The sequence below is a fragment of the Erwinia sp. JUb26 genome, assembly GCF_003751505.1.
GTDB lineage: Bacteria > Pseudomonadota > Gammaproteobacteria > Enterobacterales > Enterobacteriaceae > Erwinia.
The window spans coordinates 226,738-249,079 of sequence record NZ_RJVB01000006.1; the positions used below are offsets into that span (position 1 = coordinate 226,738).

Genomic DNA, 22,342 nt, shown 5'->3' on the forward strand with positions numbered 1-22,342 from the left:
TTAAATATGGAAAGGTTGTAGGTCGACACGCGCCATCATTGCGGCCAACTGGGTACGATCGGTAACGCCCACATTGCTCTGGCTGACGGCCATCGCCGCCACGGCAGTTGCAAGACGCAGGGTGTGCTCGCTGGATTCACGCATCAGCAGGCCGTAGATCAGCCCGCCAACCATGGAATCACCGGCACCCACGGTGCTGACAACTTCACAGGCAGGTGGTTTTGCAATCCATTCGCCTGAAGCATTCACCCACAGCGCCCCTTCGGCACCGAGTGAGATCACCACGTGAGCAATGCCCTGCTCACGCAGCAAATGTGCTGCTTCAATCACATCTTGTAATGTCGGTAACTTGCGGCCAGCCCAGATTTCCAGCTCGCGGCGGTTCGGTTTCACCAGCCATGGCGCAGCTTTCAGACCGGCGACCAGCGCTTCGCGGCTGCTGTCGAAGATGATGCACGGGCAGTGGGTGCGCAGCGTGGTCATCCACTCGGTGAACGCATCCGGATCGACGCCCGCCGGCAGACTGCCGCTGACGCAGACCATATCGAACTGGCCCAGCCAGGTCAGAGAGTCAGCGGTGAAGCGATCCCAGTCCTGCCCGGTAACTTCAAAGCCGGAGAAGTTCAGGTCGGTCACATCACCGCCCTTCTCGGTCAGCTTGACGTTGATGCGGGTACGGCCTTCAACCACCTGGAAGCGGTTGGCAATCCCTAAGTCGCTGAACAGGTGCTGGAAGCCATCCTGGTTTTCTTTCCCCAGGAAGCCACCGACGGTCACGTCGATGCCCAGGTCTTTCAGCACTTTAGCAACGTTGATGCCTTTACCGGCCGCGTGCAGTCCGGTGGTTTTCACCAGGTTAACTTCACCGCGTTCGATCTCCGGCGTGTAGCCGACCAGATCGTAAGCTGGGTTCAGGGTGATGGTGGCGACGCGTCTGCTCATGCTGCCCCCTCGCCCAGACCGGCGGCGATGGCTTCACCAATCGCATCCAGTGCCGCGCGGGCATCTTCACCGCTGGCGGTAAAGCGCAGGCGATGGCCTTTCTTCACGCCCAGCGCCACGACTTTCATCAGGCTGCGGCCGTTAGCCGGTTTACCGCTGCCGTCGAGGTTAGTCACGGTTACATCGCAGTTGAACTGTTTAATCACGCTGACCAGCGCGGTGCCCGGACGGGCATGCAGGCCATGTTCGTTGCGAATGGTGAACTCTTCGGTCAGCACGTCGGCCTGCTCGGAAACTTCGCTGGTCAGCAGGGCAAGAATGCCCGCCGCGTCGGCCTTCAGCAGACGGTCAGCTTTCTGCGCAATCAGCAGATCGCTCAGGTAGTTCAGCACGGTCAGCGGCTGGTCGTCGGCAACGGCCACGGTGATCAGCAGTGACGCGCTCTCACCGTTAACGTCGATCGGCGCGGCGGCACGGCTGACGGCCACGCCGCTGCCCAGGTTACCGGTGGTGCTGTCGCTGAGCCAGATGCCCTGCCCCAGATTCAGCGGCTTCGCGCCGATGACGCTGCTGACGAAGGAGGCATCAACCACGCCCGCCTGCTGCAGACGACCGGCGTTCAGCGCCTGAAGCGTCATCAGATCGCTGGCGGCCACGTCGGTGGCAATCAGCGAGGTATCGAATTTGAATTCTGCACCCTGCTTTTCACCCATCAGCAGGCTGCGCAGCGTTTCCGCAGAATCAGTGGTTTTCAGCTGTTCGGCCACGCTGTCATCACTCAGGACGTGAGTCAGCTGACGCAGCAGCGCCAGGTGCTCATCCGATTTGGCGGCGATGCCGATCACCACGTAGGCGGTCTGATCGTCGCCCCAGGCGATGCCCTGCGGGAACTGGAACACCTGCACGCCGGTTTTCAGCACCAGATCGCGGGTGTCGGTGGTGCCGTGTGGGATGGCAATACCGTTGCCCAGGTAGGTCGAGGTCTGCTGTTCGCGGGCCAGCATACCGTTAACGTAGCCTTCGCCCACGTTACCGGCGGCGGTCAGCGCGGCGGCGACCTGACGGATGGCATCTTGTTTGTCGGACGCCTGCGCACCGGGCTTAATGGCGTTGAGTTCTAACTGGAACATGGTTCTCCTCGCTGCTGAATTTGAATCGTTTCAGCTAATTTGAGAAAAAAAGCGCTATCTCTGAGTGAACAACCTGTGGAGACAACGCTGAAACGTTTCAAGGATTGTGGTCGGTAATGACGTCATGTGGCAAGTTTTACTGTAAACCACGTAGCAGATTTTTGACGGCCCGCACATTTTGTTGAGATTTATCTCATCAAACGCCGGGCGCGAGCGCGTTAGCTGAAGGCGTGCTGAAAGCAGAAGAATTGACCAGGAAAAGTGCTGAAGGGGGTTAAGCAAGAGGCTTGTTGACCAGATAAATCTGTCCGGCAACGCAGGTTACATGGCGATGGCTGTACGCAATTAAGTAAAAGGAAGAGACGAAGATCAGTTAGGGTGCCGTTGCCGCTTCCAGATTCACCAGATACGTCATGGCATCCAGGCTGTTGGTGCCGCACATGTCACGGGACGGCTGAAGCCCTCCGCACACTTTTGGCCGCAGCGGCGAGCCGAAAATATTGCACAGATTATGGTCGTTCAGCTGAATGCAGCGGGTGTTGGCCGGCTTGCCGTTGGGCATGCCCGGGATCGGGCTGGAGATAGACGGCGCAATGCAGCAGGCACCACAGTCAATACGGCATTCCATCGAAATTCTCTACGCGGGGTTACTGGGCGCCACATTAGCAGAATGCCCCTCATTGCGATATATAATGTCGCTAATGATGGATTGCATACTGAAGTGTGGCCTTATCCGCGGTTAAACACATCTGTTCGGGATAACGTTAAGGTTACGACGACCGATTTTTTTCCGCTTAGCGATGCAGGCAGATCTTGCCTGAAAGCCCGGGCGCGAGTACCTTGTCGCGATAAATTTTCCTCTCTTCCACGTGAGATCCGTTTTATGCCAAGAGCGAACGAAATCAAAAAAGGTATGGCCATCAGCTACAACGGCAAACTGCTGTTGGTAAAAGATATTGATGTACAAAGCCCAAGCGCACGCGGTGCGTCCACGCTGTATAAAATGCGCTTTACCGATGTGCGTACCGGCCTGAAGGTTGAAGAGCGCTTTAAGGGCGATGACATTCTCGACACCATTTCCCTCAGCCGTCGCCAGGTGACCTTCTCTTATATAGACGGTGACGAATACGTGTTTATGGATGACGAAGATTACACCCCGTACAACTTCAAGCAGGATCAGATCACAGACGAACTGCTGTTCCTGCCGGAAGGCGGCATTCCCGGCATTCAGGTGCTGACGATGGATGGCCAGATTCTGGCGCTTGAACTGCCGCAGACCGTGGATATGGAAATCGTTGAAACCACGCCGGGTATTAAAGGGGCCTCCGCCAGCGCCCGTACCAAACCGGCAACCATGAGCACCGGCCTGGTCGTGCAGGTGCCGGAATACCTGAGCAACGGCGACAAAATCCGCATTCATATTCCAGAGCGTCGTTACATGAGCCGCGCAGACTAGTTCTGCCGGACGGGGGCGATGTGCGATGACATCGCCCTTTTTGTTATGTTATAACAAAAAGAAAATGCATTAACTGGAGCAATGATGACCCGGGTAAATCTGATCACCGGCTTTCTTGGCAGCGGCAAAACCACCACGCTGCGCCATTTACTGGCCAGCAAGCCTGAAGGTGAAAAGTGGGCGGTGCTGGTCAACGAGTTTGGCGAAGTCGGCATTGACGGCGCGCTGCTGGCGGAAACCGGTGCCGTGCTGAAGGAGATCCCCGGCGGCTGCATGTGCTGCGTTAACGGCCTGCCGATGCAGGTCGGGCTGAATATGCTGCTGAAACAGGCGAAGCCGGATCGGCTGCTGATTGAACCTACCGGTCTGGGCCATCCAAAACAAATCCTCGATATGCTCTCCGCCAGCGTTTATGAGCCGTGGATCGATCTGCGCGCCACGCTTACTCTGCTCGATCCGCGCCAGCTGCTGGACGCGCGGGTGGTGGATAATGAGAACTTCCGCGACCAGCTGGCCGCTGCCGATATCATTATTGCCAACAAGCAGGATCGCTGGGACGATGCCAGCCGCCAGGCGCTGCAGAGCTTCCAGCAGCAGTCGGCCTCCGGGCGCACGCTGGTCACCACCGAGCACGGCCAGATTGATTCATCGCTGCTGGATACGCCGCGCCGCAATCTGCGCGAGCTGCCGCATCCGGCTCATCATCACCACAGCACCGCACCCTCGCGGCTGGCGGCACTCAAACCCGACGAGAATATGCCGTGGCGCCGGGCGCTGAATGAGGGCCAGGGCTACTATGCCTGCGGCTGGGTTTTTAACGGCGAGACGGTGTTTGATACCATCGGCCTGCTGGAGTGGGCGCGGCTGGCACCGGTATCACGCGTGAAAGGCGTGATGCGCATTGCGGAAGGCCTGGTCAGCATTAACCGTCAGGGCGCAGACTTCCATATTGAGACCCGCTCCGCCGAACCGCCGGACAGTCGGATTGAACTGATCGACGATGCGCGAGCGGACTGGAACAGTTTGCAAACCTCTTTGTTGAAACTTCGTTTACACTATCAGGGATAATCTACGCCGCGACCTGGCTTATGACTTTCTGGTATTTATGACGACTAAACGCTTACTGACCATCCTTTTACTGAATGCGCTGGGGTTAATCCTCTTTTTCTCCTGGTATCTGCCCGCAGGCCACGGCACGTGGTTTGCCATCGATAAAGGGATTTTCTACTGGTTTAACGACCGCATCGTGACCAGTAAACCGCTGCTGTGGCTGCTAGCCATCACCAACTTCCGCGCCTTTGACGGCGTTTCCCTGCTGGCAATGGGCGGGCTTTATCTGCACTTCTGGCGTCGCGAAACGCCGCAGGGGCGCCGCAGAATGCTGGCGATCGGCATCACCATGCTGGTTAGCGCCGTGGGCCTGAACCAGCTCGGACACCTGATCCCGGTTTCGCATGCCAGCCCGACTAAATTCTTCCCGGGCGTGCATCACGTCTCTGAGCTGACCGGGATTCCCGCTAAAGATGCGTCGGCGGACAGTTTCCCCGGCGACCACGGCATGATGCTGATGATTTTCGCCTGCTTTATGCTGCGGTACTTCAGCCGCCGCGCGTTTGCCCTGGCGGTGCTGATCGTGCTGGTGTTTGCGATGCCGCGCGTGATGATTGGCGCCCACTGGTTTACCGACGTTGCCGTAGGGTCACTCTCGGTGGTGCTGGTGGGTATGAGCTGGTGGTTAATGACACCGGCCAGCGATTATCTGGTGAACTGGCTTTATCGTCATCTGCCTGGAAAATATAAACCGGCAAAGTGATCCCTCTATTAAACCAGCTGTAAAATCCGCATTAAGGATAAATAATTTTCTTATCTTTGGTGCGGATTAAAAATTAATTAGCAGGCTAGCGAATAAATCACTCAGAGCCTTTTGTTATACCTGCCTCTACGGGGCCGGGAGCGTAACCGCCTGTGATCCTTTGAGATAATTCCTAATTCCTGCCGGACACCTCCTTCTGTCACAAAGCCGCGCACTTTTCTACGTTAAAACCCGCTTTATTGCCGATTCTCTGACCAAATGCGTATCTGGTTATTTCACATCAAAAAAACCTATAAAAAAGTACTTAAAACCCCTCGCTATGGGCCTTGTAATGGGGTAATCTCGTTTTCGGTTAGGCAAAATGGGTAAAATATTTCGGTCTGTTACATTTTAAAACGTGCTCGCTAACACATTTTAAAGATTCCGAAATTGTCATCTTGTGATGCGCTAATTAATCTCGTCTCGTTTCGCATTTTAACTAACGGCTCTGTCGTTAAGGACTTCAAGGGATTACAAACATAATGGTCAAGTCTCAACCTATTCTGAGATATATCCTGCGGGCTATACCCGCCGTCGCGTTAGCGGCACTGTTGTCAGCATGTAGTTCGAACAGCGGGCACAATGTACAAACTGATACTCATGCAGTTAAAGATCAGAACGGTTTTTTACTTCAAGCGTCTCAGGATGAATTCGAACAGATGGTTCAGAACGTGGATATTAAATCCCGTTTGATGGATCAATACGCAGACTGGAAAGGCGTGCGTTACCGTTTAGGCGGTACCAGCAAACGTGGCATTGACTGCTCGGCCTTTGTTCAGACAACGTTTCGTGAACAGTTTGGTTTAGACCTTCCTCGCTCGACTTACGAGCAGGAAGACAGCGGAAAGAGTATCCAGCGCACGAAGCTGCGCCCGGGTGATTTAGTTCTGTTCCGCGCAGGTTCTACGGGTCGTCATGTCGGTATCTATATCGGTAATGACAACTTTGTGCATGCATCCACCAGTAGCGGCGTGAGGATTTCTAATCTCAACGAGTCGTACTGGAAGAATCGCTACCGCGATGCGCGCCGGGTTCTGAGCCGAACGCAAAGCTGATTTCATCCCTTGAAGTCTGCGAAACACGAGATAAAAAGACGCTGCCCCGGCAGCGTTTTTTTTCGCCCGTTTTTCGGCAAAAAAACTATTGATAATCAAAAGAATATGAAGACAGAAACCCGCTGCCGTTATATCCTGCATTGCTTACACCAGAGAAGCAGTTTGTGACTAATAAATAATAAAAAACCGGCTATAACGGGAGATATAACCCTATGCCACTGCCAACAAACGTCACGCGACGGGTTCCCCAGCCGCGCAGGACAGTCTGTCTGAGTGCCGCCACTGGTTTTATTTTTTTTCTGTTGTTTATTACCATTACCCTGAGCATTGCCTGGAACCGCCATTCCGAAAGCCACGATCGGCTGGCTGGCTATACGCAAAGCTACGTCATCAATATGTTCGGTGAACTTCAGCAAACGCTTCAGCCTCTGCAGGCCGCCGCCAGCATTGCCAACTGCGACCAGATACGCAATGACCTGATCCAGCGCGCCGCATTCGCACCGAATATTCGCGCCATCCTGCTGGTCAAGAACGGCGTGGCCTTCTGTTCCTCCGCCACCGGGCCGATGTCGCTGGCGGTGAAAAGCATTTCCCCCTTAACCGATATCGCCAGACCCCTGGATATTCGCCTGATACCCGATACGCCAATGGTGCCAGGTAAACCAGCTATTGCGATATGGCTTTCCGACGCCAATCACCCGTCTTACGGCGTATTCGTCACGCTGAACGTGAACCTGACCCCGTACCTGCTGCTGACTTCACGCCATCTGGAGATCGCCGGCATGGCGATTGCCACGAAAGATAACGCGCTGACCACCTGGACTGACGGGGTGATAAATCTTGCGGATTTACCGAAGCGCCCGCTGCGCACAATCACCCTTTCCGGCTATCCCCTGACGCTCTATTTCTATGGGGAGACCCTCCCCGCTCGCGATGTACATGTCATTCTGCTGGCCGGACTGCTGCTCAGCATCATCGCCGCCTTTGCCTGCTTCCTGGTACTTCTGCTGCGCCAGCGCCAGGGCAAAGAGATCCAGCAGGGTATGAAGCGCGGCGAGTTTCACGTGGAGTACCAGCCGGTGATAGAAGCCAGTTCGGGCCGAACCTACGGACTTGAAGCCCTGCTGCGCTGGACGCACCCGACCGAAGGACGAATTCCACCGGATGCGTTTATCGGTTATGCCGAAGGACAGAACCTGATCGTGCCGCTTACCCGGCACTTATTTCAGCTGGTGGCACGGGATGCACATCAGCTTTGCCAGACGATCCCCGCCGGAACACGGCTTGGCATTAATATTTCCCCACTGCATTTAAGCTATCCGACTTTCCGTCAGGATGTGCTCGACTGGCTGGAAGCCATGCCGCAAAATCATTTCGAATATATTTTCGAAATTACCGAACGCGCGATGGTGGATGACCGCAGTGCGGATGATATTTTCCACTGGATCCGTCAGCAGAATATTAAAATCGCTATTGATGATTTTGGCACCGGCCACAGTGCGCTAATCTATCTGGAAAAGTTTAAGTTTGATTATCTGAAGATCGATCGCGGATTTGTACTCAGCATTGGGACTGAAACCGTTAATTCCCCGGTGCTGGATGCGGTGCTGACGCTGGCGCAGAAACTGAATCTGAATACCGTGGCTGAGGGCGTGGAAACCGCCGAGCAGGCGCTGTGGCTCATCAACGGCGGCATCAGCCACCTACAGGGTTATTTATTCAGCCGTCCCCGCACGGTGCCGCAGCTGGTGGATTATTTCAATGACCATCCAGCCCCCAACGATCATCTGATACTGGCCGGTTAGCATCAACTGTCAAAACGGGTAAAAAGCCTTAACTATCATTGCGCCCGGTAAGCTTTACTGTCAGTCTGATTTGCCTGTCACTATTTTTCACCTCCGGGAGTCGGTTTAACCATGATTGTGCGCCTTGTTGCCCTTGCTTTATTCAGCCTCACTGCCGCCTGCGCGCAGGCTGATAAGATTAATGAGAGCTACAGTTTTGCCCAGCTTGGTACCGCCAAATACGCCACCGGCTTTACGCATTTTGATTACGCCAATCCCGCCGCGCCAAAAGGCGGCAGTATTACGCTTTCGGCTATCGGCACCTATGACAACTTCAACCGCTATGCCCTGCGCGGCAGCCCCGGCGCCCGCACGGAAACGCTGTATGACAGCCTGTTTGCCTCTTCCGAAGATGAAGTGGGCAGTCTTTACCCACTGATCGCGGAGTTCGCGCGCTACCCTGACAATTACCGCTGGGTGGAAGTGAACATCAATCCGCAAGCCCGTTTCCAGGACGGCTCGCCGATTACCGCCGCCGACGTTGCCTTTACCTTCAATATGTTTATGACCCAGGGCGTACCGCAGTATCGCGTCTATTATAAAGGCGTAACGGCAAAGGCGATTTCCCGCCTGACGGTGCGCTTCGAACAACCGCAGCCGGATCGCGACAAAATGCTGTCGCTGCTGTCATCGCCGGTGTTCCCAGAGAAATTCTGGAAAAGTCGCAATCTGGGTGAGCCCCTGCCCTATCCACCGCCGTCCAGCGGACCTTATCGTATTACCGCCTACAAAGTCGGCCAGTCAATTACCTACTCACGGGTCAAAGATTACTGGGCGGCGAACCTGCCGGTGAATAAGGGCCGCAATAACTTCGATAAAATCCGCTACGACTATTATCTGGATGATAACGTGGCCTTCGAGGCCTTTAAGGCCGGGGCGTTTGATTTCCGCGCGGAAGGGTCGGCTAAAAAATGGGCCACCCAGTACAGCGGCAATAACTTTGAGCGCGGCTACATCATTAAAGATCCGGTGCCGAACACCGTGGCCACCGACACCAACTGGCTGGCCTTTAATATTCAGCGTCCGCAGTTTAGCGATCCGAAAGTGCGTGAAGCGCTGTCGCTGGTGTTTGATTTCGACTGGATGAACAAAGCGCTGTTCTATAACGCCTATAAACGGGTCGACAGCTATTTCCAGAACACGGAATACGCCGCCCGCAATTATCCCGACGCCAGCGAGCTGGAAATCCTCGGCCCGCTGAAGGGCCAGTATCCCGCCGAGGTGATTGATAAAATTTATCAGCCGCCGACCTCCGACGGCAGCGGCTACGATCGTGGCAAACTGCTGCAGGCGCTCGACCTGTTAAAACAGGCCGGATGGGAGCTGAAAAATCGTCAGCTGGTCAACGTGAAAAGCGGTAAGCCGATGCGCTTTGAGCTGCTGCTGCGCAGCGGCGGCAACGACCAGTGGGTACTGCCGTTCCAGCATAATCTGACGCGGATCGGGATTACCATGGATGTGCGCCAGGTGGACAGTTCGCAGTATCTGTCCCGCCTGCGCAGCCGCGATTTCGATATGCTGCCCTCGCCCTATGCGGCTTTTGCCACCCCCGATACCGGCCTACAGTTTTACTGGGCCAGCAGCTACATCGATTCCAGCTACAACAGGCCGGGTGTCAACAGTCCGCTGATCGATCATCTGATTGAACAAATCAACCAGCATCAGGGCGATAAACCGGCGCTGATTACGCTGGGTCGCGTGCTGGACCGGGTGCTGCTGTGGAACTATTACATGATCCCGATGTGGTACAGCGCCAGCGATCGCTATGCGTACTGGAATAAATTCTCGATGCCGACCACCCGCCCAACCTATTCGCTGGGCTTTGACAGCTGGTGGTACGATGTCAATAAAGCCGCACAGCTGCCGGCGCAGCGTCGTTAAGGAGCCAGACTGTGGGTGCGTATATTCTTCGTCGCTTACTGCTGATCATTCCCACTCTGTGGGCGATTATCACCATTAACTTTTTCATCGTGCAGATTGCGCCGGGTGGCCCGGTCGATCAGGCGATTGCCAATATCGAATTCGGCCAGACCACCGGCCTGCCGGGGGCCGCCGGAGAAGGCGCTTCCCACGCGCGCAGCTCGCTGAATGCTTCCCCCGCCGACGGCCAGTATCGCGGATCCCGCGGCCTGGACCCGGAGGTCATTGCGGAAATCACCAAACGTTACGGCTTCGATAAGCCGCTGCACGAACGCTATTTCACCATGCTGTGGAACTACCTGCGCTTCGATTTCGGCGACAGTCTGTTCCGCAGTAGCTCGGTGATTCAGTTGATCAAAGAGAGCCTGCCGGTGTCGGTAACGCTGGGGCTGTGGAGCACGTTGATTATCTACCTGGTCTCTATTCCGCTGGGCATTAAAAAGGCGGTGCGCAACGGCAGCGCGTTTGATATCTGGAGCAGCACGGCGATTATCATTGGCTATGCCATCCCCTCTTTCCTGTTCGGGATCATGCTGATTGTGCTGTTTGCCGGCGGCAGCTACCTGGACTGGTTCCCGCTGCGCGGGCTGGTATCGCCGCAGTTCGACAGCCTGCCGTGGTACAGCAAAGTCACCGACTATCTCTGGCATATTACCCTGCCGGTGCTGGCGACGGTGATTGGCGGCTTTGCCACCCTGACCATGCTGACTAAAAACTCGTTTCTTGATGAGATCCGCAAGCAGTATGTAGTGACCGCGCGCGCGAAAGGGCTGGATGAAGAAAAGATCCTTTATCGCCACGTGTTCCGTAACGCCATGCTGCTGGTGATTGCCGGTTTCCCGGCCACCTTTATCAGCATGTTCTTTACCGGTTCGCTGCTGATCGAGGTGATGTTCTCGCTTAACGGCCTCGGGCTGCTGGGCTACGACGCCACCATTCAGCGCGATTATCCGGTGATGTTCGGCACGCTGTATATTTTCACGCTGATCGGGCTGCTGCTGAATATCATCAGCGATATCACCTACACGCTGGTCGATCCGCGTATTGATTTCGAGGGGCGCTGATGAGCCATTTAAATCCGATTAATCAGGCTCGCTGGGCGCGCTTTAAAAACAACCGCCGCGGATACTGGTCGCTGTGGATCTTCCTGGTGTTTTTCGTGCTTTGCCTCGGCTCCGAGCTGCTGGCTAACGATAAGCCGTTGGTGGCGCACTATCAGGATCGCACCTACTTCCCGCTGGTGGTGAACTACACCGAAAGTGATTTTGGCGGGCCGCTGGCGACGCCTGCGGACTATCAGGATCCGTGGCTGAAGCAGCGGCTGGAGAGTGCGGGTTGGGCTATCTGGGCACCCATCCGCTTCGGCGACAGCACCATCAACTTCGCCAGCACCCGCCCCTTCCCATCACCACCTTCGCTGGAGAACTGGCTGGGGACCGATGCCAACGGCGGCGATGTGCTGGCACGCATTCTCTACGGCACGCGGATTTCCCTGCTGTTCGGACTGATGCTGACGCTGTTTTCCAGCGTGATTGGCATTATTGTCGGGGCAACGCAGGGTTATTTCGGCGGTAAAGTCGACCTGTGGGGCCAGCGCATTATTGAGGTGTGGTCGGGCATGCCGACGCTGTTCCTTATTATCCTGCTTTCCAGCGTGGTGCAGCCCGGCTTCTGGTGGCTGCTGGCGATTACCGTGATTTTCGGCTGGATGAGCCTGGTCGGCGTGGTGCGCGCGGAGTTTCTGCGCACGCGCAACTTTGACTATATCCGTGCCGCGCAGGCGATGGGCGTCAGCGACTGGCGCATCATGTCGCGCCACATGCTGCCCAATGCGATGGTCGCCACGCTGACCTACCTGCCGTTTATTCTCTGCGGATCGATTACCACGCTGACCTCACTGGACTTCCTCGGCTTTGGCCTGCCGCTGGGTTCGCCGTCGCTGGGTGAACTGCTGCTGCAGGGGAAAAATAACCTGCAGGCTCCGTGGCTGGGGCTGACCGCCTTCTTCTCGCTGGCGATCCTGCTGTCGCTGTTAATCTTTATTGGTGAAGCCGTGCGCGACGCCTTCGACCCGAGCAAGGTGCACTGATATGGCGCTACTTTCGATTCAGGATCTGAGCATTGCTTTCCGCCAGGGCGGCGTGGAGCGGCGCGTGGTGGACGGGCTTTCGCTGTCGGTAGATGCGGGCGAAACCGTGGCGCTGGTCGGCGAGTCCGGCTCCGGTAAAAGCGTCACGGCGCTGTCGGTGATGCGGCTGCTGCCGACCCCGCCGGTGGTGTATCAACAGGGCGATATTCAGTTTGCCGGCCAGAGCGTGCTGCACGCCGACGAGCGCACCCTGCGCGGCCTGCGCGGTAACCGCATGGCGATGATCTTTCAGGAACCGATGGTCTCGCTGAATCCGCTGCACAACATTGAAAAACAGCTGTATGAAGTGCTGTCGCTGCATCGCGGCATGCGCCGTGAAGCCGCACGCGCCGAGATGCTCAGCTGTCTGGATCGCGTCGGCATCCGCAATGCCGCCCGGCGATTAAATGATTTCCCTCACCAGCTTTCCGGCGGCGAGCGCCAGCGCGTAATGATTGCCATGGCGCTGCTGACTCAGCCGGAGCTGTTGATTGCCGACGAACCGACGACCGCGCTCGACGTGACGGTCCAGGCGCAGATCCTCGTCCTGCTGAAAGAACTGAAGCAGGAGCTGAACATGGGCCTGCTGTTTATCACCCATAACCTGAATATCGTGCGTCAGCTGGCCGACAACGTCACCGTGATGCGCAACGGTCAGGCGGTGGAACACAACAGCACGCAGCAGCTGTTTAGCGCACCGCAGCACCCTTATACCCGCCAGCTGCTGGACTCCGAACCGGAAGGCCACCCCGATGCCGCTGATGTTGACAGCCCACCGCTGCTGAAAGTTGAGAATTTACGGGTGGCGTTCCCGATTAAAAAAGGACTGATGCGGCGCACGGTGGACTTCAACCACGCACTGAAGTCGCTGAGTTTTACCCTGCATCCCGGTGAAACGCTGGGCCTGGTCGGGGAATCCGGCTCCGGCAAAAGCACTACCGGGCTGGCGCTGCTGCGGCTTATCGCCTCCGGCGGCGAAATCTGGTTCAACAACCAGCCGCTGCACCAGTGGAACCGCAAACAGATGCTGCCGGTACGGCGTCAGATTCAGGTGGTGTTTCAGGACCCGAATTCGGCGCTGAATCCACGGCTGAACGTGCTGCAGATTATCGCCGAAGGGTTACAGGTGCATCATCCCGAGCTTAACGCCGAGCAGCGGGAAGCGAAGGTTATTACCGCCATGCAGGAAGTGGGGCTGGATCCTGAAACGCGCCAGCGCTACCCGGCAGAGTTTTCCGGTGGCCAGCGCCAGCGCATCGCCATCGCCCGCGCGCTGATCCTGCAGCCGCAGCTGATTATTCTCGATGAACCGACCTCGTCCCTGGACCGTTCGGTGCAGAAACAGATCCTCGCCCTGCTGAAGAAACTTCAGCAGCAGCACCGGCTGGCCTATATCTTTATCAGCCACGATCTGCAGGTGGTGCGATCGCTCTGTCATCAGGTGGTGGTGTTACAGCAGGGAGAAGTGGTCGAACAGGGGGAATGTGAGCGCATTTTTAATGCGCCGCAGCAGGAATACACCCGCCAGCTGCTGATGCTGGCTTAATCGCGGCGTTCACCGGCAAAGGTTTCGGCAATGCCCACGCCGAAATTCTTCAGGCGACAGGTGGTAGTGCATTCATCCTGGCGGTGAACAAACAGGCAGGGCTCGCCTTCCAGCTCCAGTACGGAGCACTCCAGCTGCATATCCGCCAGCGCCAGTTTGATGTTCTGCATGATTTCCCACGCAGAGTCACCGTTATGGCTTAGCAGCCGCAGGCCGATCAGGTCGTCATCGCTGTTCAGCACGTTGGCAGCCTGTGGTTCCACGGTCACACCGACGGGACCGCTACAGCGGCGATAGCTGGCCGGTAAACGATGCACCACTGAATGTTGTAACGTATTCAACATAGTCCCCCCCAGAGTGACTTTTAAACAATTTTTTCACAATTATTTTACAAGGTAAATCATCAATTGTGGAAATAAACCTAAGACCTTGATAAAAAATATTATTTATCTTAGACCGGTTTAATCGTCTGACTTATCCACATTTTTTATAGTCTTTTTTTGAGAGGTAACTCTCATTTATGGGATATGTTTACCGCGTTACTCGTGGGATAACAACCGTTTTCGTAGCAAAGTTGTTACTTTTTCAAGGCTGGCTTTTCACAAATAATCAACAGAGCGGTGCCGGGCGAGGACTATAGCTGCCGGGCCAAAAGCGGCCCGGCAGCAGGTTTACGCGGACTGAGCGTGACGCGGGCGTGCCGCATAGAGGAACAGAGCAACCGACAGGGTGGCGCAGATAAAGATGGCCGTGACCATCGGCCACGCGCTGTTAAACGTCATGGTAGACAACAGCGCCCCGGCCAGCGCACCGACGCCAAAGCGCAGCGTGCCTGCCAGTGACGAGGCGGTTCCTGCCATATGGGGGAACTCATCCAGAATCACCGCCATCGCATTCGACGACACCATTGCTACACAGCCGATAAACATCGCCACGCCAAACACCAGCGGCAGGAAGCCAAGATCCAGCGCGCTGACCAGCAGCAGCCAGACCGCCATCGTAAACTGAACCAGCAGACCAAAGCGGAACATCGCCAGCGGGCCAAAGCGACGCACGCAGCGGCTGTTCAGCAGGGTCATCAGGAACAGGAACACCACGTTCAGGGCAAAGTAGTAGCCAAAGTCCTGCGGCGAAATATGGTTCAGCTCGATGTAAACGAACGGCCCGGCGTTGAGGAACGAAAACAGCCCGGCAAACGAGCAGCCGCTGGCCAGCATATAGCTGAACACCCGCTTATGGCGAAACAGGGAGAGGAAATTACCCAGCGTGGTGCGCAGGTTAAACCGCTGCCGCTTTTCCTTTGGCAGGGTCTCCTTTATCTGCGTGACCACCAGCAGCGTGGTAATAATCGCCGCCACGGAGATGGTCCAGAAAATCGCGTGCCAGCTCCAGATCAGCAGCAGCCAGCCGCCGACGATCGGTGCCAGCAGCGGCGCAACGGTGGTCACCAGCATGACGAACGACATCATGCGCGAGAACTCCTCTTTCGAGTAGCTGTCGCGCATCAGGGCGCTGATCACCACGCTACCCGCCGCGGCCGACAGGCCGTGCAGAAAGCGCATGTTAATCAGCTGCTCAATACTCTGCGAAAGCGCACAGGCGGCAGCCGCAACCGCAAAGATCAGCGTGCCTGCCGCAATCACCGGCTTGCGACCAAAGCTGTCCGCCAGCGGCCCGTAAATCAGCTGGCCGAGCGCAAAGCCAAGAATATAGGCGTTGAGCGTCATCTGCACGCTGCCCGCCGACACGCCGAACTCGCGGGCAATCTGCGGCAGCGCGGGCAGATACATATCGATCGACAGCGGCATCAGCATCGCCAGCAAACCGAGGATCACCACCAATCCGACGGAAGAATTCTTATCCTTTGACACTCACTGCCCCTTTGAAAACGTTATTGTCCGCTAGCGCGTCAGCCCGATTGTCCGCTAGCGCGTCAGCCCGACGCTGGCCACTTCTTCCTCGGTCAGCGCACGATACTCACCCGGCTCCAGATCGGCATCCAGGCTGATATCGCCAATGCGTTCACGATGCAGTTCCACCACGCGATTCCCCACCGCGGCAAACATACGTTTCACCTGGTGGTAGCGACCTTCGCTGATGGTCAGCCGCACGTGATGTTCGTCAAGCGCTTTCAGCACCGCCGGCTTGGTCAGGGTTTTCTCATTGTGCAGCTGCACGCCATCGGCAAACTGCTGCGCGGTGTCGTCGCTCAGCGGATGCTCCAGGGTGACCAGATAGGTTTTCTCGCAGTGGTGACGCGGAGAGGTAATCCGGTGCGACCACTGCCCGTCATCGGTCATCAGCACCAGGCCGGTGGTATCAATATCCAGGCGTCCGGCAGCATGCAGCTTATAGGCGGTCGGCTCGGCGAGGAAATACAGCACGGTAGGATGATCGGGATCGTCGGTGGAACAGACATAACCCACCGGCTTATTCAGCATGAAGTAGCGCGGACCCAGCTGCTGCTGCAGCGGATTACCGTCAAACTCCACGGTGTTTTCCGGGGTCAGTTTAAATGAGCCATCGCGCACGACTTCGCCGTCAACGGTCACTCTTTTTGCTCGCAGCTCACGCGCGGCGATGGCGCGGCTGACTTCCAGCTGCTGGGATAAAAACTTATCAAGTCGCATTAACTCTGCACTGCCTGTATTTTGGAATGAAAACTGACGATTAACGTCTTGTGATGTGGCGCGGAGCGCTCATCCAGAATGGAAAGCACAGTATAGCGGCAGATGTCCCTGCGGCACAGGGGGAATAGTCCTCATTACCCCCTTTCATGGCATAATAGCCAAATATTTTTTTACGCTGTGAGTGTTCATGTCTTTTACCCTGCGCCCCTATCAACAGGAGGCGGTGGATGCCACCGTCAGCTATTTTCGCCGCTCCGCCGAGCCTGCGGTCATCGTGCTGCCGACCGGCGCGGGTAAAAGTCTGGTGATTGCCGAACTGGCCCGCGTGGCGCGTGGCCGGGTGCTGGTGCTAGCTCACGTGAAAGAGCTGGTGGCGCAGAATCACGGGAAATATCAGGCGTATGGACTGCAGGCGGATATCTTTGCCGCCGGGCTGCAACGCAAAGAGAGCCAGGCAAAAGTGGTGTTTGGCAGCGTGCAGTCGGTGGCGCGCAATCTGGCACAGTTTGACGATCGCTTTTCACTGCTGATCGTCGATGAGTGCCATCGTATAAGCGATGCCGACGACAGCCAGTATCAGCAAATCATCAATCAGTTGCGCCAGCTCAATCCGCAGCTGCGGCTGCTTGGCCTCACCGCCACGCCCTACCGGCTGGGTAAAGGCTGGATCTATCAGTTCCACTATCACGGTATGGTGCGCGGCAGCGAGCAGGCGCTGTTTCGCGACTGCATCTATGAGCTGCCGCTGCGCTATATGATCAAACATGGCTTTCTGGTGCCCCCCGAGCGGCTGGATATGCCGGTGGTGCAGTATGATTTCAGCCGCCTGCAGGCGCAGGAAAACGGCCTGTTCAGCGAGGCCGATCTCAACCGCGAGCTGAAACAGCAGCATCGCATTACGCCGCATATTATTCAGCAGATCGTCGAGTTTGCCCGCGACCGTCAGGGAGTGATGATCTTCGCCGCCACCGTCGAGCACGCCCGGGAGGTTCTCGGCCTGCTGCCGGACAGCAAAGCGTTAATCAGCGCCGGAACGCCCGCCGCCGAACGCGACGCGTTGATTACCGCCTTTAAGGCCCGCGAGCTGCTGTATATGGTCAATGTTGCGGTACTGACCACCGGCTTTGACGCGCCCCACGTCGATCTGATTGCCATTCTGCGCCCGACCGAATCGGTCAGCCTTTACCAGCAGATTGTCGGCCGCGGGCTGCGCCTCAGTCCGGGAAAAAGCGACTGTCTGATCCTCGACTATGCCGGCAATCCCCACGATTTGTTTACGCCAGAAGTGGGGGCACCCAAAGGAAAAAGCGACAACAAGCCGGTGCAGGTATTTTGTCCCGGCTGCGGCTTCGCCAACACCTTCTGGGGGAAAACCACCGCCGACGGCACGATTATTGAGCACTTTGGCCGCCGCTGCCAGGGCGTGCTGGAGGATGATGAAGGCAATCGCGAGCAGTGCGACTACCGCTTCCGCTTCAAGAACTGCCCGCAGTGCAACGCCGAAAATGATATTGCCGCCCGCCGCTGCCGGGAGTGCGACACGATTCTGGTCGATCCCGACGACATGCTGAAAGCCGCGCTGAAACTGAAGGATGCGCTGGTACTGCGCTGTGCGGCGATGGTGCTGGAAGCCGGAAGCGATGAGCATGGAGAATGGCTGAAGGCGCGCTATTTTGATGAAGAGGCTACCGAGGTGAGCGAGCGTTTCCGGCTGAAAAGCCCGGCGCAGCGCACGGCCTTTGAGCAGCTGTTTTTACGCCCGCATCAGCGGGCGCCGGGCGTGCCGCTGGGCTGGAAAACCGCTCAGGATATCGTTACCCTCCAGCCGCTGCTGCGTCATCCCGATTTTGTTGTCGCCCGTAAACAGCGCCATTTCTGGCAGGTTCGGGAAAAAGTCTTTGATTACCAGGGACGTTTTCGCCGCGCTAATGAGCTGCGCTGAGTTTATTACATTGCCCGCAGCGGCAAACAGGGCTATAATGCCGCCCGCTTTTGCTCTGCAAAGGCTGAACAATCCGCCTGCTGCTGGGTCGCCTGTAGCAGGAACTAAAACTGAAGAGACTTTTAAATGTTCACTATCAATGTAGATGTACGTAAAGAGCAGGGTAAGGGTGCGAGCCGCCGCCTGCGTGTAGCTAACAAATTCCCAGCTATCGTTTACGGTGGCAAAGAAGAAGCTATCGCTATCGAACTGGACCACGACTCCGTAATGAACCTGCAGGCTAAGCCTGGTTTTTACGAAGAAGTGCTGACTCTGGTTGCAGATGGCAAAGAAATCAAAGTTAAAGTGCAGGCTGTTCAGCGTCACCCGTTCAAGCCAAAACTGCACCACATCGACTTCGTTCGCGCTTAATCGCTCGTTCGTCATTGATGTATAAAGAAACGCCGCATTTGCGGCGTTTTTTTTATGCTGAATTTGGGCAGGCCAGAATCAGGCCCGCCTCGCCGGTTACTTGCCGCTGGTGCGGCGCTGCAGCTGATCGCGCAGGTTGGGCGGCGTGCCCTTGATGGTCAGCGTATCGGTGGTGGGATCCCAGAAAATACGTTCGCCCAATAGCATGGCGTCAAAGTTAATGGTTAAGCCACCGCCGCTGCCGGCAAACTTGGTCAGCTGACGCAGGGTGCTGCGATCGGCCGGGAAGCTCTCTTCCAGCTCGTAACCCTGCTCGGCGGTAAACGCCTGGAAGGTTTTTTCACCCAGCGGCGCCAGTTCTTCCGACAGCCCCTGCAGTTCAATCTCCTCGCCCGCCTGCAGCTGCTCGTTGCAATAGCTGTACACCTGCTGACGGTAGTTCTGGCGCTCGTTTTTATCGAGGCTGGCCTCCGCGCAGTAATCATCCACCGCCTGCAGCAGCCCACGGTTTTGCGCTTTGGTATCCAGACCGACGCTGGCACCGAGGAAATCCATAAAGAAATCGGCGACTTTACGCCCTACCCGCCCGCGCAGGAAGGTCAGATAGCGGGTTGATTCCGGGTTGGCTTCCCACTCGGTCAAATCAACGCGCGCCACGATATCGGCATGATTGATATCCAAGAACTGCGTGCTGCTGATATCCAGCTCTTCGTTCACGCGCATGCTGTTCTGGCTGCTCAGCACCGCAATCAGCAGGTAGTTCACCGCCAGGTAGCGGTACTGACCAAACAGCACCACGCCGCTTTCCGCGAAGGGATATTTACCCAGTTCATCGCGCAGGCGGCCGGTGGCGGCGCGGCTGAAGGCCAGAAAATCATCTTCGCCCTTGCGGCAGTTGCGCAGCGCATCGGCCAGTTCACTTCCTTCATTGAACAGGCCGTAGGCTTTACTTTTGGCGCTGTAAACGCGATGCAGCTCTTCCATCATGGCGGTGACCGCCGGGGTGGACGGCAGCAGTGAATCGCGCAGAACCAGATCCAGCGTCTGTTCATCACGCTTGATCAGCTGATGAAGGGCAATCTGGTCGATATCCAGACTCATGGTAAACTCTCCTTTGGGCACGGGCGCGTATTCAATCACCGAGTGCGCTTGCGATCAACTAAACAGCAACAACATTAACCCGTTGCTGACGATAAAAATGCAGAAAAAAACCTGCTGTTACGCTAAAATGACGCCTTTTAAATCTCAGTAAAATAGATGCTATGGCACAATCATCCCGTTACACTAACGAACGCGTGGAGAAAATCCTCGCAGAACTGGTTCAGGTACTGGAAAAAAACCAGACTCCTACCGATCTTTCCCTGATGGTTTTGGGCAATATGGTGACCAACCTGCTCAATACCAGCGTTGCCCCTGCGCAGCGCCAGACCATGGCTCGTTCGTTTGCCGAAGCGCTTCAGGCGTCGGTACGCGATGACAAAGCCCACTGATGAGACGACTCTGATCCCGTTATGGTAACAAATCGGCAGCGCTACCGTGAAAAAGTCTCCCAGATGATAAGCTGGGGGCACTGGTTCGCCCTGTTTAACATCGTTTTCGCGTTCATTCTGGGTAGCCGCTACCTGTTTGTTTCTGACTGGCCAACCTCGCTGGCCGGTCGGATTTATGCTTTTAGCAGCTGGATCGGTCACTTCAGCTTTATCGTTTTTGCCGCCTATCTGCTGATTATTTTCCCGCTGACCTTCGTGGTGATGTCGCAGCGGCTATTGCGCTTCCTGTCGGCCATTATAGCCACGGCGGGACTGACGCTGATTCTGGTCGACGGTGCGGTTTTTGACCGCTTCCACCTGCACCTGAACCCGGTCGTCTGGGAACTGGTGATTAACCCCGATCAGAGCGAACTGGCGCGCGACTGGCAGCTGATGTTTATCAGCGTGCCGGTTATTTTCCTCGTGGAGATGCTGTTTGCCACCTGGAGCTGGCAGAAGCTGCGCAGCCTTAACCGTCGCAGCTTCGGCAAACCGCTGGCGGCGCTGTTTATCAGCGCCTTCTTTGCCAGCCACCTGATGTATATCTGGGCGGATGCTAACTTCTACCGTCCGATTACCATGCAGCGTTCGAATCTGCCGCTCTCCTATCCGATGACGGCACGACGCTTCCTGGAGAAATACGGCCTGCTGGATGCGCAGGAGTATCAGCGCCGTCTGGTGCAGCAGGGTAACCCTGAAGCCCTGTCGGTCGCCTACCCGCTAAGCGACATTACCGTCAGCGATCGCGGGACGCGCAATAACCTGCTGGTGATCACCGTGGACGGGCTGAATGAAGCCACCATGCCGAAAATGCTGCCGAACCTGACGCGCTTCGCGGAAAGCAACGTGCGCTTCAGCCAGCACTTCAGCTCCGGCGGAACCGATGATACCGGGCTGTTTGGGCTGTTTTACGGGATTTCACCGAGCTATATGGACGGCGTGCTCTCATCGCGCATCGCCTCTACTCTGATTGGCACGCTGGGCCAGCAGGGCTATCAGTTCGGCCTGTTCGCCAGCGACGGCTTTAACTCGCCGCTGTATCGCCAGGCGCTGCTGTCTGATTTCTCGCTGCCGGAAGCCCGCGAGCAGAGCAACGATCAGACCACCGGCCAGTGGCAAAACTGGCTGAACGGGCACAAGGACGATCGCAGTCCGTGGTTCTCTTATTTGTCGTTAACCACGGCGAACAACAGCGACGGGGAGAGTTCCGATAAGCAGCGCCTGCGCCGCTACAGCCGCGCCGCTACCGATGTCGATCGGCAGATCCAGACCGTGCTGACCACGCTGGAGCAGAAAGGGCTGCTGAATAACACCGTAGTGGTGATCACCGCCCAGCACGGCGTGGTGCTGGAAGGCGACGACAATCCGGGCAATCGCGCGGCGCTGCAGGTGCCCATGATCGTCCACTGGCCGGAAACTCCCGCACAAACGGTCAATAAGCTCACCGACCATCAGGACATTATGGCGACCCTGATGCAGCGGCTTCTGCACGTGAGTACGCCGCTGGCTGACTATTCGCAGGGGGAAGATCTGTTCTCATCGAAGCGTCGCCATGACTGGGTGGCAAGCAGTATCAGTCATCACCGCCTGGTGATTACCACCGCCGATGAAACCCTGCTGCTGGATAACAACGGTGGCTATACGGCGTGGAATTCGCAGGGCGAGGAGCTGAAAAACCACAAGCCGCAGCTGGCGCTGCTGCTTCAGGTGCTGACCGACGAAAAACGATTCATCGCTAACTAGCTGTATAAATATAACGCAGTCAAGATGTTAGCTACTTGCATTCGAAGGCCAGTTCAGTAAACTATGCTGCAATTATCGGCACGTAGCGCAGCTTGGTAGCGCACGGTCATGGGGTGTCCGGGGTCGGAGGTTCAAATCCTCTCGTGCCGACCAAATACCTTAGAAAAACCAGCCTCTTACGGCTGGTTTTTTTGTGCCTGAATTTTATCAGCGC

General features: G+C 56.5%; 20 protein-coding genes and 1 tRNA gene. 14 read left to right on the plus strand and 7 right to left on the minus strand.

Annotated features, from left to right (window positions below; translation table 11 throughout):
- From fruK to EC836_RS16580, 3 genes are all read right to left on the minus strand, one after another.
- On the minus strand, positions 1-942 hold the full coding sequence (fruK, locus tag EC836_RS16570; protein WP_123335079.1) for a 1-phosphofructokinase: 942 nt from the start codon (positions 940-942) through the stop codon (positions 1-3).
- Positions 939-2,072: a fused PTS fructose transporter subunit IIA/HPr protein gene (fruB, locus tag EC836_RS16575; RefSeq protein WP_123335081.1), complete on the minus strand. Its 1,134-nt coding sequence runs from the start codon at positions 2,070-2,072 to the stop codon at positions 939-941. The genes fruK and fruB overlap by 4 nt, the downstream gene beginning before the upstream one ends.
- Before the next feature lie 373 nt (positions 2,073-2,445).
- On the minus strand, positions 2,446-2,700 hold the full coding sequence (locus tag EC836_RS16580; protein ID WP_123335083.1) for a YkgJ family cysteine cluster protein: 255 nt from the start codon (positions 2,698-2,700) through the stop codon (positions 2,446-2,448).
- 255 nt (positions 2,701-2,955) lie between these two features.
- Between EC836_RS16580 and yeiP the strand changes: the two genes are divergently transcribed.
- From yeiP to yejF, 9 genes are all read left to right on the plus strand, one after another.
- Positions 2,956-3,528, plus strand: a complete 573-nt coding sequence (yeiP, locus tag EC836_RS16585) for an elongation factor P-like protein YeiP (RefSeq protein ID WP_123335085.1) — start codon at positions 2,956-2,958, stop codon at positions 3,526-3,528.
- Positions 3,529-3,612: 84 nt separating this feature from the next.
- Positions 3,613-4,596 carry a GTP-binding protein gene (locus tag EC836_RS16590; RefSeq protein ID WP_123335087.1) on the plus strand — a complete coding sequence of 328 codons (984 nt, stop codon included), beginning with the start codon at positions 3,613-3,615 and terminating at the stop codon, positions 4,594-4,596.
- Between the two features lie 37 nt (positions 4,597-4,633).
- Positions 4,634-5,341, plus strand: a complete 708-nt coding sequence (locus EC836_RS16595; protein WP_123335089.1) for a phosphatase PAP2 family protein — start codon at positions 4,634-4,636, stop codon at positions 5,339-5,341.
- Positions 5,342-5,862: 521 nt separating this feature from the next.
- Positions 5,863-6,435 (plus strand): bifunctional murein DD-endopeptidase/murein LD-carboxypeptidase, encoded by a 573-nt coding sequence (gene mepS, locus EC836_RS16600; protein ID WP_123335091.1) that lies wholly within the window; start codon positions 5,863-5,865, stop codon positions 6,433-6,435.
- 212 nt (positions 6,436-6,647) lie between these two features.
- Complete coding sequence (locus EC836_RS16605) at positions 6,648-8,240, plus strand: cyclic di-GMP phosphodiesterase (protein ID WP_123335093.1); 1,593 nt, start codon at positions 6,648-6,650, stop codon at positions 8,238-8,240.
- Between the two features lie 111 nt (positions 8,241-8,351).
- Positions 8,352-10,160: an extracellular solute-binding protein gene (locus EC836_RS16610; protein WP_123335096.1), complete on the plus strand. Its 1,809-nt coding sequence runs from the start codon at positions 8,352-8,354 to the stop codon at positions 10,158-10,160.
- A gap of 11 nt (positions 10,161-10,171) precedes the next feature.
- Positions 10,172-11,263 carry a microcin C ABC transporter permease YejB gene (locus EC836_RS16615; RefSeq protein ID WP_123335098.1) on the plus strand — a complete coding sequence of 364 codons (1,092 nt, stop codon included), beginning with the start codon at positions 10,172-10,174 and terminating at the stop codon, positions 11,261-11,263.
- Complete coding sequence (locus EC836_RS16620) at positions 11,263-12,288, plus strand: microcin C ABC transporter permease (RefSeq protein WP_123335100.1); 1,026 nt, start codon at positions 11,263-11,265, stop codon at positions 12,286-12,288. The genes EC836_RS16615 and EC836_RS16620 overlap by 1 nt, the downstream gene beginning before the upstream one ends.
- 1 nt (position 12,289) lies before the next feature.
- Positions 12,290-13,873, plus strand: coding sequence for a microcin C ABC transporter ATP-binding protein YejF (gene yejF, locus EC836_RS16625; RefSeq protein WP_123335102.1), 1,584 nt, complete (start codon positions 12,290-12,292; stop codon positions 13,871-13,873).
- Here yejF and EC836_RS16630 read toward each other — a convergent pair.
- The 3 genes from EC836_RS16630 to rsuA form a co-directional block, all read right to left on the minus strand.
- A complete protein-coding gene (locus EC836_RS16630) occupies positions 13,870-14,217 on the minus strand; it encodes a YejG family protein (RefSeq protein WP_123335104.1) in 348 nt (115 codons plus the stop codon). The two genes, yejF and EC836_RS16630, sit on opposite strands and share 4 nt — an antisense overlap.
- Before the next feature lie 327 nt (positions 14,218-14,544).
- A complete protein-coding gene (locus EC836_RS16635) occupies positions 14,545-15,744 on the minus strand; it encodes a Bcr/CflA family multidrug efflux MFS transporter (RefSeq protein ID WP_123335107.1) in 1,200 nt (399 codons plus the stop codon).
- A gap of 54 nt (positions 15,745-15,798) precedes the next feature.
- A complete protein-coding gene (gene rsuA / locus EC836_RS16640; protein WP_123335109.1) occupies positions 15,799-16,503 on the minus strand; it encodes a 16S rRNA pseudouridine(516) synthase RsuA in 705 nt (234 codons plus the stop codon).
- Between the two features lie 187 nt (positions 16,504-16,690).
- Here rsuA and EC836_RS16645 point away from each other — a divergent pair, with 187 nt between their 5' ends.
- Both EC836_RS16645 and rplY read left to right on the plus strand, forming a co-directional pair.
- Positions 16,691-18,445, plus strand: a complete 1,755-nt coding sequence (locus EC836_RS16645) for a DEAD/DEAH box helicase (protein WP_123335111.1) — start codon at positions 16,691-16,693, stop codon at positions 18,443-18,445.
- A 126-nt stretch (positions 18,446-18,571) separates the two neighbouring features.
- Complete coding sequence (gene rplY / locus EC836_RS16650) at positions 18,572-18,856, plus strand: 50S ribosomal protein L25 (protein ID WP_123335114.1); 285 nt, start codon at positions 18,572-18,574, stop codon at positions 18,854-18,856.
- Positions 18,857-18,952: 96 nt separating this feature from the next.
- On the opposite strand, the gene yejK is transcribed toward rplY, so the two are convergent.
- Positions 18,953-19,957 (minus strand): nucleoid-associated protein YejK, encoded by a 1,005-nt coding sequence (gene yejK, locus EC836_RS16655; protein ID WP_123335116.1) that lies wholly within the window; start codon positions 19,955-19,957, stop codon positions 18,953-18,955.
- A gap of 161 nt (positions 19,958-20,118) precedes the next feature.
- Between yejK and EC836_RS16660 the strand changes: the two genes are divergently transcribed.
- From EC836_RS16660 to EC836_RS16670, 3 genes are all read left to right on the plus strand, one after another.
- Positions 20,119-20,346, plus strand: coding sequence for a YejL family protein (locus EC836_RS16660; RefSeq protein ID WP_123335118.1), 228 nt, complete (start codon positions 20,119-20,121; stop codon positions 20,344-20,346).
- Positions 20,347-20,367: 21 nt separating this feature from the next.
- Positions 20,368-22,128: an LPS biosynthesis-modulating metalloenzyme YejM gene (yejM, locus tag EC836_RS16665; RefSeq protein WP_123335120.1), complete on the plus strand. Its 1,761-nt coding sequence runs from the start codon at positions 20,368-20,370 to the stop codon at positions 22,126-22,128.
- 76 nt (positions 22,129-22,204) lie between these two features.
- Positions 22,205-22,281: transfer RNA gene (locus tag EC836_RS16670), tRNA-Pro, on the plus strand.
- Positions 22,282-22,342: the final 61 nt, after the last annotated feature.